This is a genomic window from Mucilaginibacter sp. (genome assembly GCF_028288225.1).
Taxonomy (GTDB): domain Bacteria; phylum Bacteroidota; class Bacteroidia; order Sphingobacteriales; family Sphingobacteriaceae; genus Mucilaginibacter.
The window spans coordinates 1-18470 of the sequence record NZ_JAQBOC010000057.1 but is presented as its reverse complement, the minus strand read 5'-3'; the positions used below and the strand labels follow the sequence as shown (position 1 = coordinate 18470).

Sequence of the window (18470 nt, the reverse complement as noted above, 5' to 3'; positions counted from 1 at the left end):
TTTTATGTAATTATAATTGCATGGATCAAATTCAAATTTATTTATCAATAAATGAGCAGGTTATAATAATTTGAATTACATTTAATTTCAATTATCAATCAACCTCAAATTTTATGGAACCAGTTAACAATCCCGGAACAGATAACGGTAAAACGGCAGGCATAATTAGTTACTTTTTTATTGTAGGCTGGCTTATTGCCTATTTTGGCTTTCATCAAAATAACAAAACAAGTTTAGGCAGCTACCAGTTACGGCAAACACTGCTTTTCCACATTGCTTATATGGTGATCCGCTTAGGGTTGGGGTTTGTTTTAGGGATCGTCTGGCTGACAGGTACAGGCGGGATATTTTCATTGTATTACCTGCTGAAAATAGTTGATTTGGGTTTCTTTGTGCTTTGGGTAATCGGCTTTATAGGCGCAGTTCAGGGCGAAAAAAAGGAGATCCCGCTTTTGGGTGATAGGGCGCAAGCCATGTTTTCGTCGATATAAAAAACTGAAATTCTTTACAGCAGCAGCGAATCAACAAAATGTGCATGTACAATATTTTCGCACGGCGACCATGAAAATATAGTGAACCTGCCATCCTGCGATGATACCAGTGCAATAGCATCACGCTGATCAAACACAAACTGTGCTGCAGACAGGTGCCGTGTACCACCATTTTGTGCCGGGTGAATGGTTATTGCAACGCTGCCAACAACAGGCTCCGTAACCAGTATTTCTTCAACAGGCGTTCCGTTTGATGACAGGCCTATTTTAGCGCCAAAGGCAAGCAGCTCCAGCTGGTCGTTTATTATAGTTGCGCCATCAACGGCTGTAAGGCCCGCAACGCTGTCCACGGAGCGGTTTACTTCCTCCTGCCAGAGGTTCATGCTGCGTTCATTTACTACCTGGCTTACCAGTTTTTTCAGCTCATCAAATGCAGGGGTAACAGGATAAGTTATGGGGTGAATGATAGAATCGCGCCAGGCATCACTATCATAAGGTACAACCAATAAAATGCCGCCATGGCCATGCAGCCGCATAGAGGCAGCCAACTGTACCAGCACGTTTACCGAATCATTCCAGCCGGTAGGTGAATTGTAATCTAATAATGAAGTAAGCATGGCCGGGCAATCAGGAAGGCTTTTGCTGTGCTCGTCAATAATTTTTATTTCATCGCCCTTAAGCACTGCTACATTAATGAATTTGCCGAACCCTTTTATGCGCCTGTGTTTTATAACCAACAGGCCCGGCTCAATTACTTCCAGTACAAAGCAGCAATCAGGTATGGAGCGGGTGGTGCCCCAAACATACAGCTCGCCATCATCGTCCCAAACCCCCAAATGAATGCCCGAGCGCTCAACCGCCGGTGCCAGCTTGGTAAGCACATAAGGGGTTATCAATATGCGTTCCTCAAATATTAGCGGTTGTCCGGCCAGCTGGGGTGGCACATAGGCCAGTGATACTTTTGGCGAACGTCCCTCTTCGCGGCGAAGGCTTGCCCAAAAGGCAACATCAATTATTGCTTCTATCACATCCACGGAAGGCTCGGGCGCAAGGTCCTGGCCGCCTTGCTGTATAGCGGTTGCTAAAAGCTTTATAAAATGACTTTCGATAGCAGGTGCCGCCGCACTAGCCGCTTTATACGTTGATCTGTAAGCCATGTTTGCTGAAAACAATATTTGAGCTGCTAAAATACCGCAATTATATTTTATGTAAAACAAATAACATAAGTATTACTTGAAGATGGTGTTTATTTATAAACGCTTTCGATGGTATAAAAGCGCATCTCCGTCTGCCGCTGATTTTTAGATGATTTAAGGATTTCGCTGATTTGTGCATGCGGGAGGATGAAATTGAAGCCATGCATCCAAACCAAAGAAAACATCCCCGCTGGCTGTGTCCTCACAGCCAGCTATCAGACAGGGCGTGAGTTAAATAATAGAGGCCCGCCTCTCAGGAAAGGAATTGTCCTGCTTTACTTCTTCGAACACTTATAACGCATTAATAAATGAGGATTGGAATTTAATCTATAATTTCTATAGTTTTAGTAGTATTTAAAATATATTTATATATTTGCGCAGATAAACGAAAGTAATGAAGACTTTTTTACATCCTCATTCTCAAACAAAATACCACATGCAACCCCGCGAAATGCGAATGTGTTGTACCTGCTGTTGTTGCTGATCAGCAACATTAACCCTATTAATTCTTGCCGGCAAATTAAAACATGACGGGCTTTTATGCCTGTTGATTTACGGCATGCTGTATAACGTCTAATTAAACTAAGAATACTGTAATGAAATTTTAAATATCCATAAAAACAATACCGGCAAGGAAGCCTTGCCGGTAATTTCAACGAGAGACCGGCCCGTAACGCCAATCACTAACCGATCCTCATAAATAGTTTTACTAACAATTGCTTATTAACATAAAACAGCTAAATATATGGAATTATATATCCATGCAAAACGAATACCCTTCAAGTTTTTATACCTGCTCTTTTTCCTGCTTGTTTCATCAGGCGCTTTTGCACAAATAGTGCCGCTTATTAATTCAAGACTGGTAGGCACCGTTAAAGATTCATTAACCAAACAGCCCGTAGCAGGGGCCGTGATCCATATTAAAGGCATCACCCATGCGGTAACTACAGCTGCTGACGGAAGCTTCTCCTTTGTAACCGGCCAAAAGTTCCCTTATACACTCATCATCAGCTTTATTGGCTATAAAACAAAAGAAGTTATTGCAGACGGAAGCCCCATAGCCATAGTGCTTACCGAAAATTTGAGCCTGCTAAATGAAGTGGTGGTGGTGGGTTATGGCACTCAGAAAAAAAGCGACGTAACCGGATCCATCGGCTCCGTATCAAAAAATATTCTTAATCAGCCGGCTGCATCATTTGATAACCTGCTGCAGGGCGCCGTTTCGGGTGTTGCAGTAACACAAAACTCGGGTCAGCCGGGTAGCACGGCTACTATAAGGATCAGGGGCGGTAACTCCATTTCTTTTGGCAATGCTCCCCTATATGTAATTGACGGCTTTATTATTTATAACAATAACGACAACGCCAACATTGGTGCGAACGGTGCAAGTGTGAACGCCTTATCAACCATTAATCCAAATGATATTGAATCGATAGAAGTTTTAAAAGACGCATCAGCAACTGCCATTTATGGTTCGCACGGTGCAAACGGCGTGGTTATTATCACCACAAAAAGAGGAAAAAAAGGAACCAATAACGTTAATTTCAACAGCTATTTTGGTACGCAGCGGGTTGCCAAAACGCTCGACCTGCTTAACGCTTCGCAATGGGCAACATTAGTGAATGATGTAAATGTAAGCGATGGTGTTGCCAAAACTTATACCGATGCACAGATAGCAGCTTTCGGAACCGGATCAAACTGGCAGGGCGCCGCATTAAGGAGCGCGCCTGTATCAAACAATGAATTATCAATATCAGGTGGCGATGAAAAATCAAGATATCTGATCTCGGGAAACTATTTTGACCAGGAGGGAACCATTTTACATACTGGTTTTAAAAGGTACTCGGCCAGGGTAAATTATGAAAAAGATGTTTCTGATAAATTTAAGATCTCAACTAATTTATTCGGCAGCCGGTCGATCGAAAACAAACTTTACGGTAGTCCTTATAACAGCATCAACTTTAGCAGTGCCTATTCAAACTTAATACTTACCTCGCCTGTAGCGCAGATAAAAAATGCGGATGGGAGCTATAATACGACCAACCCTTTTAATGCATCGCCAACTAACCCGCTGCAGGATATAACCGCTACAACCAATACCACTACACTAACCCGGGTATTGGGAAATGTGGGCGGTGAATATAAATTTACTACTGATCTTACCCTGAAAGTAACTGCGGGAGTTGATATATTAAATACCAGCCAGGATTATTATGCACCCTCATTCACCAACTCGCCTGCGGGCGGTTCAAACGGGTATGCGGCTAGCGGGTATGCTTCGGTAGGCACGGGAAATTCATTGAACTGGCTGAATGAAAATACGCTGACTTATGACCATGCCTTTAACCGTACTCACTTTTTAAATGTACTGGTTGGCTATACCACGCAATATCAAAGGGATGAATCATCGGTAGCCTCGGCACAAAAATTTCCGAATGACCTGACCTCTTACAATAATCTGTCGTATGCCGGAATTGCGAACCTGCCGCTTTCATCAGCACACAATTCAACCATGAACTCCTACCTGGCGCGGGTGAATTATTCTTATCAGCATAAATATAACCTCACCATTTCTGAACGTGCAGACGGTTCGTCAAAATTGGGAGCAAATAATAAGTGGGGCTATTTCCCATCAGCGGGATTTTCATGGAATGCAAACAGGGAAGACTTTTTTAAACCACTGGCTGAAACCATCAGCAACCTGAAATTACGACTAAGTGCAGGGCAAACAGGAAACTCAGAAGTGCCGCCATACAGCTCGCTGGCAGCGCTGGCTCCCACCAACTACTATTTTGGCAGCAAGCTGGTAACCGGCATTGCGCCTGTGCAACTGACAAACCCTGACCTGAAATGGGAAACCACAACGCAATATGATGCAGGGGTTGATATCGGCTTATTTAACAGCCGCGTTAACCTGGTATTTGATGCCTATTATAAAAAAACCACCGACCTGCTGCTGAATGTTCCGCTGCCGCTTTATACAGGTTATGCCAGCGCACTCGAAAACGTAGGGAGCGTATCAAACAGGGGTATTGAGCTATCCTTAAATACGGAGAATATTAAGAATGATGGCTTTAAATGGAACACAAACATTGTGTTTGCGGTAAACCGGAACAAAATTTTAAATCTTGGGCATGGAATAACAAGCTTTTATCCGTTGGCGCCTACCGGGCAGGTTTCGCCGGTGATAGTACAGGTTGGGTTGCCTGTGGGTACATTTTGGGGATACACAACTCACGGGCTTTTAACTGCAAGTGATATTGCCAAAGGTGTGCCGCTTTTAGCAGGAGTACCCCAGCAGGTTGGTGATACCAAATATGTGGATCAGAATGGCGATGGGAAAATTACCACCGCCGATAAACATAACCTTGGCAGCGCCCAGCCTAAATTTACCGGGAGCATTACCAATACCTTCACTTACGGGCACTTTGATCTTTCGGTATTTTTTGCGGGATCATACGGTAACAGGATCTTTAACCTGCTGCAGCAAAGTTTAGAGCGGCCTACCCTTACGCTCAATGCATCGGCCACTTTGCTAAACAGATGGAGCCCGTCAAATCCAAGCGGGTTGGTTGCCCGCGCTACCAATTCACCGGTTCCGCAGGTAACAGACAGGTATATTGAAAATGGGTCGTACCTGAAACTAAAGAATGCTTCACTTGGCTACACTTTCTCAAATGATCCGCTTTCAAAGATCCATACCAAACAGCTAAGGGTTTATGTATCGGCACAAAACCTGTTCACTATTACCAAATACAAAGGTCAGGACCCCGAAGTGAATTTTTACGACAATGATAACACCAAACAGGGGATTGATTATGGCACTTATCCGTCAGTAAGAACATTCCTGGCTGGCCTAAGCATCACCTTCTAAATAATACTGAAATGAAAAAATTACATACCTATACAATTATAGCATTACTTATATCGGCAGCTGCGCTATCATCCTGCAATAAGCTGAATGAAAACCCAAGCTCGGTTATAGTAAGCTCGCAATTTTTTAAGACCTCGTCTGATGCTGTTTCGGCTGTGAATGCGGTTTATGGCACATTGAACAGTGACCCGGCGGGAGATTTCCCGCTCTATGGAAGGCAGCTTAACTTACTGGTTGAAAACGGGAGCGACAACCAGGTTTACAGCCCCAGCAATACCAACCCGGATGTAAGGGCATTGGGTACTGCAACTTATATCGCTTCAAACAGCCGCGTGCAAAAAGTATGGCAGCAGCTTTATTATGGCATTAACAGGGTCAATATTGCTATTGATAACATCCCGGCCATCCAGATAGATACGGTATTAAAATCGAGGCTCATTAGGGAATCAAAATTTATAAGGGCACTGCTGTATTTTGACCTGGTTCGGTTATATGGCGATGTGCCTTTGGTATTGCATAACCCTAACAGCATTGACCTTGATAAACTTTTGGTATCAAGAGCTGCGGCAGATGCTGTTTATGCGCAGATAGTTAGCGATCTGAAAGATGCTACCAACCTGCCAAAAACCTATTCAGGCACTGATGTGGGCCGGGCTACCGGGGGAGCGGCACATGCTCTACTTGCAAAAGTTTACGTAACCCGCAAGGACTGGGCTGATGCACTTACTGAGCTTACAACGGTAATTAATGGCGGTTATGGCTATGCGCTTTTCCCAAACTACAGGGATGTTTTTCAAAAGGCAACAAAAAATGGTGTTGAGCACATTTTTTCGGTGCAGTTTGAAACTAATTTGGGCGAAGCAAACAGTGTACAGGATTTGAGCCTAAGCTTTACCTCATTTAACACGGGCACATTCCCCATTGATGTGCCGGCAGATAGCAGCGTGTTTAAGCTATTCAGTAAAACTGATACCCGGAGGGCGGTAACTTTTTATGATTCGGTTTATAACGCAGCGACCGGCAAGTACGTGGTGTATAAAAACGCATATACCCCTTACTTTAACAAGTTTGTTGATTACAGTTTGTCGCCCTTATCAACCCAGGCACAAAGCGGGGTTAACTACCCGGTGATCCGGTATGCCGATGTGTTATTGTTGTATGCCGAGGTGCTGAATGAAATAAATGGCGCACCCAATGGCGACGCATACAATGCCATAAACCAGGTGAGGAGCCGGGCCGGCGTTGCCGGGCTTACTGCAGGTTTAGGCCAATCAGCATTTAGGGATTCGATTTTCCTGGAGCGGAGAAAAGAATTTATACAGGAGGGACATCGCTGGTTTGACCTGGTTAGGCAGGGTGGCACCGTGCTGGTTGATGCGCTGCATAAAATTCCGGCAAAATCTGCCGCAAGTTCAAAGAATACCCTGTTCCCGATCCCGCAGGTTGAAATTCAGCTGAATCCCCAGTTAAAACAAAATCCGGGCTATAACTAATTCAATAAATAATCATTAAAAACTAAGCGTATGACAGTATCAGATGTAACAATTTTAGGAAAGAAAATACTGGTTGGCATTATCGTCACACTGGTACCTTTCATTATCATTTTTGGCGGATTGTGGCTTACCAGGAAACTATTATCCTACAATGAAACCACTAAACAACCCATTGAGAAACAAATTAAAACCAATAAACTATGAAGATAGAACCAGCCACCAAACAACGGATAATCAGGAATGCGTTCCTGAGCTTATTCATTTATGTGCTGCCTATAGCACTTATGTTTATCACCTTTTCCATCACGGGGCAAAGGCCATGGAACAAGAAACAGCACAAACACGAAGCAACCAAATCAGTAAACACCAAAAACTCAACCAACAATGGAAACAGCGATTGAATTTGTAAAAAAGATAGTGGCAAACCTGGATAGTTACGGGTTCCCATTCTTAGTATTTTTTATTGGCGTGTTAGAATTTTCTTTTGGATTGTATAAAAGAAAATGGCCCAAAAATGAAAAGTTTGTTGATATCGCGTGCTTTACGCTTCCGCGGCTGATCATAAGGCCCGCAGTAGCTTATTACTCACTTAAATTCTTACCCCTGGCGCTTCCGGCATTTAAAAATGAATTTGGTTGGGTTCCTCTCTTTTGGGGCCTGATAATTATTGCCGTGGCAGATGACCTGACCCAATACTGGTATCACAGGCTGCACCATGAAATTCCATGGTTATGGCGTTTTCACCGTACGCATCATTCAGCCTCCTATATGGGGATGGCTATGGCGAGCAGGCAAAATGCCATTTATACACTTTTCTTTTCGCAAACCTATTTGACCGCAGCTTTGGTTTATATGGGCTTAGGGATTCCGGCCATTATTGTGCGGGGCATAAAAGGAACCATTACTACCCTTGCACATTCAAGCATCCCGTGGGATAAGCCTTTTTATAAATATAAAGTGCTGCATCCCCTGGCCTGGGTGCTGGAGCGTACCATATCAACTCCGGCAACACACCATGCACACCATGCCGCTACAACAGATGATGGGGTGGGCCATTACAAAGGAAACTTTGGTAATATGTTTTTTTTGTGGGATATTATATTCGGTACGGCATTGATCTCTCGCCAATATCCTAAAGCCTACGGCATCTCGCATTATGAAGGCGACCAATGGTATGCGCAATTATTATGGCCGATATTTAAATCAAAGGTGCCCGGCAGCGAGCTGGCAGCCAATGGCCCGGTAGTGCGTACAGATGATTTTAATAAATCAGCGGAGCCGGAGCCGAAAGATTACGATAATAAAACGAGCCAGCCAAGCTTAGCGCCCGAGCTGGCATAGCATCGTGTCAGGTACGAATTGACATTTAGTCTTGAGTCGAAAGTCTTGTGTTCTAAGTCAGGAAAGGACAAAATTTGACTTAAGACTTTCGACTCAAGACTCTTGACTTAACACTGGCTGTTTATCAAAATATAAACTCTTATGAATTATTAAAAAATGAAAATATCAGTAAAAACTATCAATAAGCTCAGCTATTTATTAGCGGGTTTATTGATAGCTAATTATGCATCGGCACAAAACTTTACCCAACAGCAACAGCCGTTTACCGGCACAGTTGGTAAAACCCTTGCAGATTCAAAAGAATCATGGACACCTAATATTAAAGCACCAAAAGGGGCGCCTAACGTAGTGTGGATCTTGCTGGATGATGTGGGTTACGGTGCAAGTTCAACCTTTGGCGGTGTTATCCGTACGCCTAATTTTGATTCGCTTGCCGGCAAGGGACTCAGGTACACTAACTTTCATACAGCGGGTATTTGCGCGCCAACACGTTCGTCCCTGTTAACTGGCCGTAACCATCATTATGTGCATATGGGCGGATTTGCGCATACCGCACTATCAGCAGGTTTTCCGGGTTATGATGGCCGCATCCCATCAGACAAAGGCACCATTGCCGAGATCCTGCGTGAGAATGGGTACAATACCTTTGCTGTGGGTAAGTATGGGTTAACACCTGATGAAGATGCCACAGATGCGGGTCCGTTTGACCGCTGGCCATCGGGTAAAGGGTTTGATCATTTCTTTGGGTTTTTGGGCTCACAAACCGACCAGTATAAGCCAGACCTGGTTGAGGATAATGCTCATGTACCAACAGATGGCAGAAACCTGAATGAACAGATCACAGACAAAGCGATCAGCTACCTCAGCAGGCAGCAAAAAGTGGCGCCTGATAAGCCGTTCTTTCTTTACTACTCGCCCGGTGCAACCCATGCCCCGCACCAGGTAGCTAAAGAATGGAGCGACCTTTATAAAGGAAAGTTTGATGAAGGATGGGACGCGTTCCGCGAAAAGGTATTTGCCAATCAGAAAAAACTGGGGATCATACCTTCAAATGCAGTATTACCGGGGCGTAACCCAAACATTAAAGCCTGGAAATCGCTTTCTGCGGATGAAAAGAAGTTGTATGCGCGTTTTATGGAGGTGTATGCCGGGTATTTAACCTATGCGGATAACGAGGTTGGTAAGCTGATCACTTACCTGAAAACAAGCAAGCAGCTGGATAATACCTTAATATTTGTAATAATAGGTGATAACGGCGCAAGTAAGGAAGGTACATTAAACGGCGATATTGACCGTGCTATACGTTCGCAGGTTAACGAACAGGAAAACTTACAGCACAACCTGGATAAAATAGGTGAAATAGGAACTCCCGAAGGAACACAAACCAACTATCCGTTAGGATGGGCACAGGCAACCAATACGCCGTTTAAATACTGGAAACAGGACGCCAATGCCGAAGGCGGTACACGTAACCCGCTTATTGTTTATTATCCGAAAGGGATAAAAGATGGAGGCAGCATCCGTACGCAATACGGGCACGTGAACGATATTTTACCCACCACGCTGGAGTACCTGGGCATTAAAGCGCCTGAATATATCAGGGGCATTAAGCAGGATACGCTGCAGGGGACTTCGCTCGTGTATTCGTTTGAAAATGCTGCCGCCCCATCAAGGCATCTGTTACAGTATTATTATATTTTTGGATCCCGCTCAATTTATAAGGATGGCTGGAAGGCCGAGGTTTATCATCACCCTGACTTTACCAACCTTACTAAACCACATACCGATAAAGCAGCCGGTACAACAAATTTTGATGCGGATGTTTGGGAATTGTATGACCTGAAAACCGACTTTAATGAACGGATCAACCTGGCATCAAAATATCCGGATAAGTTAAAGGAATTACAGGCGCTATATGATGACCAGGCTAAAAAGAATAATATTTATCCTTTTATTGACTGGGAAGATGTGACTAAAGGAAGGATCCATAAAACGGACAAGTCGCCGGTTACACCGTAAATAACTGCGATCAATATGAGATCATTAAAACTAATAATTTTATTAACCGGTTTTTGTTTCGCCTGTAAGCAAAAACCGGTTACTGTTACCGGAAATTATACCCGGTTGCCCGAAACGGTTAATGGAAAAAAGAAACTTTGCTGTGAATCAAATATCCCTGCCCGTTTTGCTTCGGTTAAACTCAATGTGCCCGCAGCTATTGAGGCAGGTGGTATTAATGAATTGCATCCGGGTATGGTTTTGATAAGGCCGGGCACTTTTGTAATGGGTGGTAATAATAGCCAGGCCGAAGAAGATGAATATCCGCGGCATAAGGTAACGGTAAAAAGCTTTTGGATGGATACGACGGAGGTTACCAATGCACAATTCAGCAGCTTTGTAAAAGCCACAGGATATGTTACAACTGCTGAACGTAAACCCGACTGGAACGAGATGAAGAAACAGTTGCCGCCGGGAACGCCTAAACCAGATGACAGTGTATTGGTAGCCGCATCACTTGTGTTTACGCCTCCGGATCATGCTGTGGGGTTAAATGATTACAGTCAATGGTGGGCCTGGAAAAAAGGGGCCGACTGGAAGCATCCGCACGGTCCGGGAAGCAATATTAAAGGAAAAGCCAATTACCCGGTTGTGCATATTTCATGGTACGATGCGGTTGCCTACTGCAAATGGGCGGGCAAGCGCCTGCCTACGGAGGCAGAGTGGGAATGGGCGGCACGGGGAGGCTTACAGGATAAAATTTATCCCTGGGGAAATGAACCGGTTGACGATGGTAAGGTTAAGGCAAATACGTGGCAGGGGCGTTTCCCCGACCGGAACACCTTAAAGGATAAATTTTACGGACTGGCCCCGGTTGCTTCGTTCGCAGCAAACGGGTATGGTTTGTATGATATGGCCGGGAATATATGGGAGTGGTGTGCCGATTATTATAACAATAAGTATTATAGTACTCTTACCAAAGGAGCGGTTAATCCAAAGGGGCCTGCAAATAGTTTTGATCCGGACGAACCTTATGCTAAAAAACGCGTAATAAGGGGAGGTTCTTTTTTGTGCAATGGGAGTTACTGTACAGGTTACAAGGTATCGCGGAGAATGAAAAGTACAGAAGACAGCGGAATGGAACACCTGGGTTTCAGATGTGTAAAGGATTAATTGGATTTATAAAAATAAGAGCGCTGTATATTATCAGCATAGAAAGATTAACTATTAACTGACCTGGCCTCGCAGCAATTTTGTTGCGGGGCCTTTTTTTTTGGCCGCTGATTTTTAACCGTTGATTTTAAGATGATTTGAATATATTTGGTAACCAATAAAACCTGCCTGACAGCGTTTTTGCTATCGGATTATTACCTTCAGCTATGAAAAAATTACGGTTAACCTTACTGCTGCTGTTTATTATTGTATCGGCCGGCGCTCAAATCAAAACGCCAAGGCAGTGGTTTCCCGGGTTGTTTGAAGCTGTGCAGCTGTCGGATGTGTACCCGGATAATAAAACTTTTGTTGACGCTACTCCTGTACGCGACCCTGCGCTTATTATGAAGGATTATAACGACCGGAAGGATAAGCCGGGATTTGATTTGAAACAGTTTGTTAATGAAAATTTCACTTCGCCTATTGTTCCTAACCGTGGTTTTAAAACGGATGTGTCGGCCGGTATCCGTAAGCATATCGATACTTTATGGCAGGTGCTTTACCGGCATCATGGTAAGGTTAGCAGCTATTCGTCATTGATCCCTTTGCCAAATGATTTTATTGTTCCCGGCGGGCGTTTCCGCGAGATCTATTACTGGGATTCGTACTTCACCATGCTGGGCCTGCAGCAAAGCCATCAAACGGTTATCATGCAAAACATGGTTGATAATTTTGCCTATCTCATTAATAAATTCGGCTTTATACCAAACGGGAACCGCACCTATTATTTAACCCGGTCGCAGCCGCCATTTTTTTCAATGATGGTTGACTTGCTTGCTAAGGATAAAGGCGAACAGTTAAGGGTAAAGTACCAGCCGGAACTGTTAAAAGAATACGCATTTTGGATGGAAGGCGCCAAACAATTAAAACCCGGGGAGGCACATCGCATGGTGGTGCGGATGCCCGGAGGAGAGGTGCTGAACCGCTATTGGGATGATTCGGACAAACCCCGTGAGGAGTCATATAAACAGGATGTAACAGCCGCTAAGCTATCCAAACAAAAGCCGGAAGATTTTTATCGCAATATAAGGGCTGCTGCAGAATCCGGGTGGGATTTTAGTACCCGCTGGTTTGATGAAACCGGCAAGCTGGCAAGCATTCAAACTACCAATATTATTCCCGTTGATTTGAATTGTTTGCTATATCACCTGGAGCTTTCCATTGCCCGTACTTATCAAACGCAAGGGAATGAAAAGATGTACACTCAGTATTTAAACAAAGCGTTGATCCGCAAAAAAGCGATATTAAAATATTGCTGGAGCGCAGGTAAGGGCTGGTTTATGGATTATAACTGGAAACTGAAACGCCAATCAACGCAGCAAACACTGGCCGGAACATTCCCGCTGGAGTTTAAGATTGCTGATAACCGGCAGGCGGCAAAAATCGCCGCAGGCTTAAAAACCAAATTCTTTCATCCCGGTGGGTTGGTTACTACTTTTAACAGGTCGGGCCAGCAATGGGACAGCCCGAATGCCTGGGCGCCGCTGCAATATATGGCAATTGACGGTTTAAATAATTACCATAAAACCAGCCTGGCAGCTACTTTTGCATCGTCATGGATCAATACCAACCTTAATATATTTAACAGCACCGGTAAACTGATGGAAAAATATAACGTGGTTGATACCGCTGCTAAAGCAGGCGGCGGCGAATACCCGCTGCAGGATGGCTTTGGCTGGACAAACGGGGTTTTGTTAAATTTGATGGATAAGTATAAGTTGGGAGAAGCGGTCAAGCAGTAGATTGCCTTTAACTGACAAGACTTTTTTGCCTTGTCAGTTAAGAATGCGTATGATAAAAAGAATTTTATAACGTAACAAAATCATTTTAGGGATCACTAAAATGATTTTGAATTTTTAACTATAAATGAAGCGAATGCTTTTATTGAACGGTCGTTTATATTTATAACTTTTCCAGAATTGTAATTGGCATTATTACTGGTTTTTAATGGAAAATCCATCTTTAATTGATCGTTCTTAGGGTTTTCGGGTAATTTTTTCATGATGAATGAATTTTTAAAAGACCTGACTCAGTTAACGAATGAATTGATTGCATTTCTAATGTTGGTAATGATTGCAAAGTTAATCTTGATTTTGGAAAAATATCAAATTTATTAATTTTTATTAATTTCCCATTTTCATCTTTTCTTGGACTTTTAAGGCTGAAAAACTCTAAATACCTTCGTGGTGCTACACCATCAAACATTAAAATTTTTGTTTTTGTTGTGCATCTCTCATTTTCTGTTAGAGCATCTTCATGTAAAATTGTACCTAAACTTTTTTTATATGGCTCAATATAATAAATTTCCTTAATTCCAGCAACAATTATATGTCTTGCACAATTATGACAAGGGTATGTTGTACAGAATAATTTACCATCAATCATTCGTCTTCCACCTAATTGACTCCCAATTATGATAGCATGCATTTCTGCATGAACAGATCGTGAAAATTCTATTAAATCTTTTACCTTAGAGTTTTTTCTTATTACGCGTTGCAATTGTTTAAACAATACACTACCTGCAGCAACAACATTATCATTAAAAAGTTCTCTTTTTAATGACGGATCTGAAATTATACTTAAAACTATATCTTCAGTTAAATCATCCTTTTTTAAATCGTTGCTACAAAGCCCTGTAGTTAAACATCTATGATCTTCGTCATCTCCATCCTTATATAGATTGCCTCCAAATTTAGGAACGTCATTCCAGCCTCTAGAAATAATTTCTCCTTTGTCGTTGGTGATTGCTGCGCCTACTTGTCTGGATAGGCAGGCTGAATTTCCAGCCGCCGATTTTGCCTCATACATAGCAATTTCATTTGCTGTAGGGGTGACCACCTCACTCTCAAAAATTATGTTGAAAAATCTTTCAATTTTAGCTGAAAGGGTTAGTTTATTGACATCTGACACTCGAATAAAAAAATCACCTTCGATAAATGTATTTCTCACATTTTGACCGTGAAGATTATTCTCATATTCATCTGTTGAAATAATTGTCTCTATTTCCTGTTTAGATAAACCTTTATCACTTAATATTTTTCTTCTTTCTTCATCGGGTGTAAAGACGCTAAAGCAATAAAAAATGCTACCATAAACAGACCTTAATAGCTCAACTTCTTCTTTGTTTTTTAAAGAATCAATTATATAACATTTCCTTCGGCTTTCAAGGTTGTGAATTAGAGTGCTAAGGTCAGGCAAATCATCGTTTGCCTTTTGACCTATCCTGTCTTTTAGAATTTGCATAATTGCCAATTCAACTAAACATGAACTACTATTACTTTTTTTTCTTAACTCGTCACCTCCATCAATTTTATTTTTTAAAACAGTAAAGGCATCGGTTTGACCACCCTGTTGTGCAAAATCTATGGGATTATAACGATCAATAAAATTGCTGAGCTTAATAACAACAACTTCATATTTATAAACTGTTTCTAATGTGTCAATAATAGATTTTATTACTAATTCTCACATTGATCCAATTGGGGCACATATGCTAATGACAAGTTCAGACGTTAACGTATTTTCAACTTTCTCGCGGGTAGTTTGCCCTTTTTTTTGAGCCGAATAGCCGGCTATTGGAACAGCTTTTAGTGGTGAAGGCATTGGTTATAATGTGTAAAGGTTTGCCGAATATAGAAAATTATATTAGAAAACAATTTTATTTCAAATTATGAGAAATTGCATTTACTAGATATTTAAACTTTTATTTTCAATAATTACTGAAAGTTTAAAAATAATGTTTATATTTGTAGTGTGCAATCATAAATGCATGTATCAGCCTGAAACGCTGATATATTTTTAAACATATATTTCATTAACTACTGAAAATATGAAAACATTAGAAAATCACATGATCCTGTTCGATGGCGAATGCCCCATGTGTAAAATGTATACCCAGGCCTTTGTAAAAATCGGAATGCTGGATGCCGGTGGCAGGGAGGCCTATCAAAACGGGATGGATAATGTTTGTCCGCTGATTGACAAACAAAGAGCTGTTAATGAAATTGCTTTGGTGAATTTAAATAACGGCGAAGTAACCTATGGCGTAGCAAGCATCTTTAAAATTCTTGGTAATGCCTGCCCGGTATTTAAGCAGCTGTTTGCCTTTAAGCCATTTGTTTGGCTGATGAGCAAGTTTTATGCCTTTATATCATATAACCGCAGAGTTATTATCCCTGCCGGGCTACAGGGCGATGGGTTTGCGCATCAGCCCACATTTAAAAAGCATTACCGCATCGCCTATTTGCTGTTCACCTGCTTTTGTACCGGGTATATTCTTACGGCATATGCGCATTTGCTAAGCCCTGTGGTGCCTTTGGGCAATGCATACAGGGAGTATTTGATCTGCGGCGGACAGATCATTTTCCAGGGCGGTATCATCAGCACTTTTGCAAAAGATAAACGCTGGAACTACCTCGGTAACATGATGACCATCTCTTTCGCCGGAAGCCTGCTGCTTTTGATGCTGCTGGCAATTAGCAAATGGTTTTACATCCAGTCCCTGTTTTTTATCTTATATTTCATGGCAGTTGCCGGGCTGATGTTTTTAGAACACATCCGCCGGACCAAATTAATGCAGCTGGACTGGACAATGACGATAACATGGGCTATGTATAGAGTGATGTTGTTGGGTGTTATTTTTTTATCTAATTAAAACCCAATCTAACTTAATCAACTCAATCCAACCCAATCAACCAAAACAAAATGAAATACAAAAAGATAGTCCTCGCCGGTGGTAATGGTTACCTGGGTAGGGTTTTGGCCAATTATTATAAAGATAAAACGGAAGAGGTGGTGATATTAAGCCGCCATGAAAAACAGGCCGAACAAAATATCCGGACCGTCACCTGGGACGGCAAAACCCGTGGCAAATGGACAGCCGAGCTGGTGAACGCCGATGTGCTGATAAACCTTTGCGGCAAAAATGTAAACTGCCGGTATACCGATAAAAACAAAGCGGAGATCTACGCTTCAAGGCTGCTGCCAACTGAGCTACTGGGCGAGGTGATCCGGGATTTGTTTGAGCCGCCAAAGCTTTGGATCAACATCACTTCTGCAACTATTTACCGCCATGCGGAGGATCGTCCTCAGGATGAGGAGACGGGCGAAATTGGAACCGGATTTTCTGTTGATGTATGCACGCAATGGGAGGCAGCTTTTAACAAATATGAAACACCAAAAACCCGAAAAATAGCCTTGCGAATGGGGATTGTGCTTGGCAGAAGCGACAGTGTATTTCCCCGGCTGCTTAACCTGGTAAAGCTGGGCATGGGCGGCATGCAGGGTAACGGGGAGCAATACGTTTCATGGGTGCATGAGCATGACGCAGCCCGCACAACGGAATGGTTGCTGGATCATCCCGAATTGCAAGGCGTGTTCAATTGCACCGCACCCAAACCGGTAAAAAATGCGGAGCTAATGCATATCATCCGTAAAGCCTTTGGGATGCCTTTTGGCTTACCCGCTCCCAAATGGCTGCTGGAAATGGGTTCTGTAGTAATAGGTACCGAAACGGAGCTGATATTAAAGAGCAGGTGGGTGCTGCCAAAGCGGTTGCTGGAGAGCGGGTTTGAGTTTGCGTATGGGGATGCGGAGGGGGCGGTGAGGGAGATATTGAAGTAATTCGTTTTACGTTTTCCGCAGGATCTCTCGCAGAGGATCCTGCGATGGCTTGCAGCAAGCTATCGACGTGAATTAAGCCGCTTACATACCTGGCACGTGGCGCAGGTTCCCTTTCAGGAGAACCTGCGGGGACAAAAAAAGCAAAGTTCACAGCTCAAAACAAAGAGGCTTATTTATTACTTTTGAGTATTCCACCACCCATGAAAAAACTAAAACAAATCATCGCCCAAACAAAAGAAATTGCTGCTGCTAACCAAACCGGGTTTAATGACCTGGTTTGGCAGCTGATCTGTTACTCACCCAAAATGCAGGTGCGTTTGCAACAGGAACAGTTGCTGAATGAAGCTGAGCATTTCAGCTTAAAAGTAAATGATGATTACTTCGCTAAAAAAGAACTGACCTTTAATGGTTTTAAATGGGGAACCGGTAAGCGTAAAATCCTCATCACCCATGGCTGGGGTTCAAAAGCGGCAGACTTTGGCGATATAATTACAGCGCTAAGGGAAATAGAGGATGTAGAAGTATTTGCATTTGATGCGCCGGGCAACGGAAGCTCGGAAGCTGACTTATCAAACCTTTTATTGTTTATACTGGCGGCGGAGGCTATCATAAAAACATATGGAAAACCGGATGTTTTGATCGGTCATTCGCTGGGTGCAATGGCTAATGTGATGGCGATTAAGGAAATGGAGATTACGCCATCGTTACTGGTAAGCCTTGCCCCGCTGGTGCGCCTGAAAGAAAATTTTGAAGCAAGCATGAATGCCGCCGGTGTTCAGCAGCCGGCGCAGGATGAATTTTTAGAAAGTTTTGAGCAGTTGTTTGGTTACCCTGCCTCATATTTTAATTTAAACGGGCAATATTTATTTGACGCCGAGCCAAACCATTGGCTGGCCTATGATCATGCCGATCTTGTTGCTCTGTACCCTTACCTACATGAGTTTTTAAACGCCCACCCATCCATTAATGCCAAACATTACGAAGGCACAGGGCATGAACGGATCCTGAAATCGCAGGAAATGATTGGGGATTTGGTTAAAAAGGTGACGATTGCGTTGGGAAAGGAAGGATTTTAAGACGGAGAGAAAAAGACGGCAAAGCGTTCCACTTTTGCACGCTGACTTTCCCTAAAATAGGTTGACAAATAAACAGTGGAAAGATGAATCATAATATAAACAAGTCAGCCATCGTTTCAGAGTATTTAAAAGGTGGAGTATCTTACCGGGATTTGCAGGCCAAATAT

At 42.9% G+C, this 18470-nt stretch carries 16 protein-coding genes; 12 read left to right on the top strand and 4 right to left on the bottom strand.

Annotated features, from left to right (window positions below):
• Positions 1-113 precede the first annotated feature (113 nt).
• Positions 114-491: a hypothetical protein gene (locus tag JWQ54_RS17140; RefSeq protein ID WP_299587172.1), complete on the top strand. Its 378-nt coding sequence runs from the start codon at positions 114-116 to the stop codon at positions 489-491.
• Positions 492-505: 14 nt separating this feature from the next.
• On the opposite strand, the gene JWQ54_RS17135 is transcribed toward JWQ54_RS17140, so the two are convergent.
• The gene (locus tag JWQ54_RS17135; RefSeq protein WP_299587170.1) at positions 506-1648 is read right to left on the bottom strand and encodes a putative sensor domain DACNV-containing protein; all 1143 of its coding nucleotides are present in this window, start codon (positions 1646-1648) and stop codon (positions 506-508) included.
• Positions 1649-2432: 784 nt separating this feature from the next.
• Here JWQ54_RS17135 and JWQ54_RS17130 point away from each other — a divergent pair.
• The 8 genes from JWQ54_RS17130 (at position 2433) to treF (ending at position 13347) form a co-directional block, all read left to right on the top strand.
• Positions 2433-5561: a TonB-dependent receptor gene (locus JWQ54_RS17130; protein ID WP_299587168.1), complete on the top strand. Its 3129-nt coding sequence runs from the start codon at positions 2433-2435 to the stop codon at positions 5559-5561.
• Positions 5562-5572: 11 nt separating this feature from the next.
• Positions 5573-7054, top strand: a complete 1482-nt coding sequence (locus JWQ54_RS17125) for a RagB/SusD family nutrient uptake outer membrane protein (protein ID WP_299587166.1) — start codon at positions 5573-5575, stop codon at positions 7052-7054.
• 30 nt (positions 7055-7084) lie between these two features.
• Positions 7085-7258, top strand: coding sequence for a hypothetical protein (locus JWQ54_RS17120; RefSeq protein ID WP_299587163.1), 174 nt, complete (start codon positions 7085-7087; stop codon positions 7256-7258).
• Positions 7255-7455: a hypothetical protein gene (locus JWQ54_RS17115; protein WP_299587161.1), complete on the top strand. Its 201-nt coding sequence runs from the start codon at positions 7255-7257 to the stop codon at positions 7453-7455. The genes JWQ54_RS17120 and JWQ54_RS17115 overlap by 4 nt, the downstream gene beginning before the upstream one ends.
• Positions 7439-8395: a sterol desaturase family protein gene (locus tag JWQ54_RS17110; RefSeq protein ID WP_299587159.1), complete on the top strand. Its 957-nt coding sequence runs from the start codon at positions 7439-7441 to the stop codon at positions 8393-8395. The genes JWQ54_RS17115 and JWQ54_RS17110 overlap by 17 nt, the downstream gene beginning before the upstream one ends.
• Before the next feature lie 156 nt (positions 8396-8551).
• On the top strand, positions 8552-10414 hold the full coding sequence (locus JWQ54_RS17105) for an arylsulfatase (protein WP_299587157.1): 1863 nt from the start codon (positions 8552-8554) through the stop codon (positions 10412-10414).
• A gap of 15 nt (positions 10415-10429) precedes the next feature.
• The gene (locus tag JWQ54_RS17100; protein ID WP_299587155.1) at positions 10430-11566 is read left to right on the top strand and encodes a formylglycine-generating enzyme family protein; all 1137 of its coding nucleotides are present in this window, start codon (positions 10430-10432) and stop codon (positions 11564-11566) included.
• Between the two features lie 206 nt (positions 11567-11772).
• Positions 11773-13347: an alpha,alpha-trehalase TreF gene (treF, locus tag JWQ54_RS17095; protein ID WP_299587152.1), complete on the top strand. Its 1575-nt coding sequence runs from the start codon at positions 11773-11775 to the stop codon at positions 13345-13347.
• A 95-nt stretch (positions 13348-13442) separates the two neighbouring features.
• Here the strand turns inward: treF and JWQ54_RS17090 are convergent, their stop codons facing one another.
• From JWQ54_RS17090 to JWQ54_RS17080, 3 genes are read right to left on the bottom strand one after another with little or no spacing between them, the layout of a single operon-like run.
• The gene (locus JWQ54_RS17090; protein WP_299587149.1) at positions 13443-13607 is read right to left on the bottom strand and encodes a hypothetical protein; all 165 of its coding nucleotides are present in this window, start codon (positions 13605-13607) and stop codon (positions 13443-13445) included.
• The gene (locus tag JWQ54_RS17085) at positions 13604-15052 is read right to left on the bottom strand and encodes an anti-phage dCTP deaminase (protein WP_299587421.1); all 1449 of its coding nucleotides are present in this window, start codon (positions 15050-15052) and stop codon (positions 13604-13606) included. Before JWQ54_RS17085 ends, JWQ54_RS17090 begins: the two co-directional genes overlap by 4 nt.
• Positions 15053-15070: 18 nt before the next feature.
• Positions 15071-15208: a hypothetical protein gene (locus JWQ54_RS17080; RefSeq protein WP_299587147.1), complete on the bottom strand. Its 138-nt coding sequence runs from the start codon at positions 15206-15208 to the stop codon at positions 15071-15073.
• Positions 15209-15434: 226 nt separating this feature from the next.
• Between JWQ54_RS17080 and JWQ54_RS17075 the strand changes: the two genes are divergently transcribed.
• The 3 genes from JWQ54_RS17075 (at position 15435) to JWQ54_RS17065 (ending at position 18303) form a co-directional block, all read left to right on the top strand.
• Positions 15435-16259, top strand: a complete 825-nt coding sequence (locus JWQ54_RS17075) for a DUF393 domain-containing protein (RefSeq protein WP_299587145.1) — start codon at positions 15435-15437, stop codon at positions 16257-16259.
• A gap of 50 nt (positions 16260-16309) precedes the next feature.
• On the top strand, positions 16310-17227 hold the full coding sequence (locus tag JWQ54_RS17070; RefSeq protein ID WP_299587143.1) for a TIGR01777 family oxidoreductase: 918 nt from the start codon (positions 16310-16312) through the stop codon (positions 17225-17227).
• Positions 17228-17427: 200 nt separating this feature from the next.
• Positions 17428-18303, top strand: a complete 876-nt coding sequence (locus JWQ54_RS17065; protein ID WP_299587140.1) for an alpha/beta hydrolase — start codon at positions 17428-17430, stop codon at positions 18301-18303.
• Positions 18304-18470 lie beyond the last annotated feature (167 nt).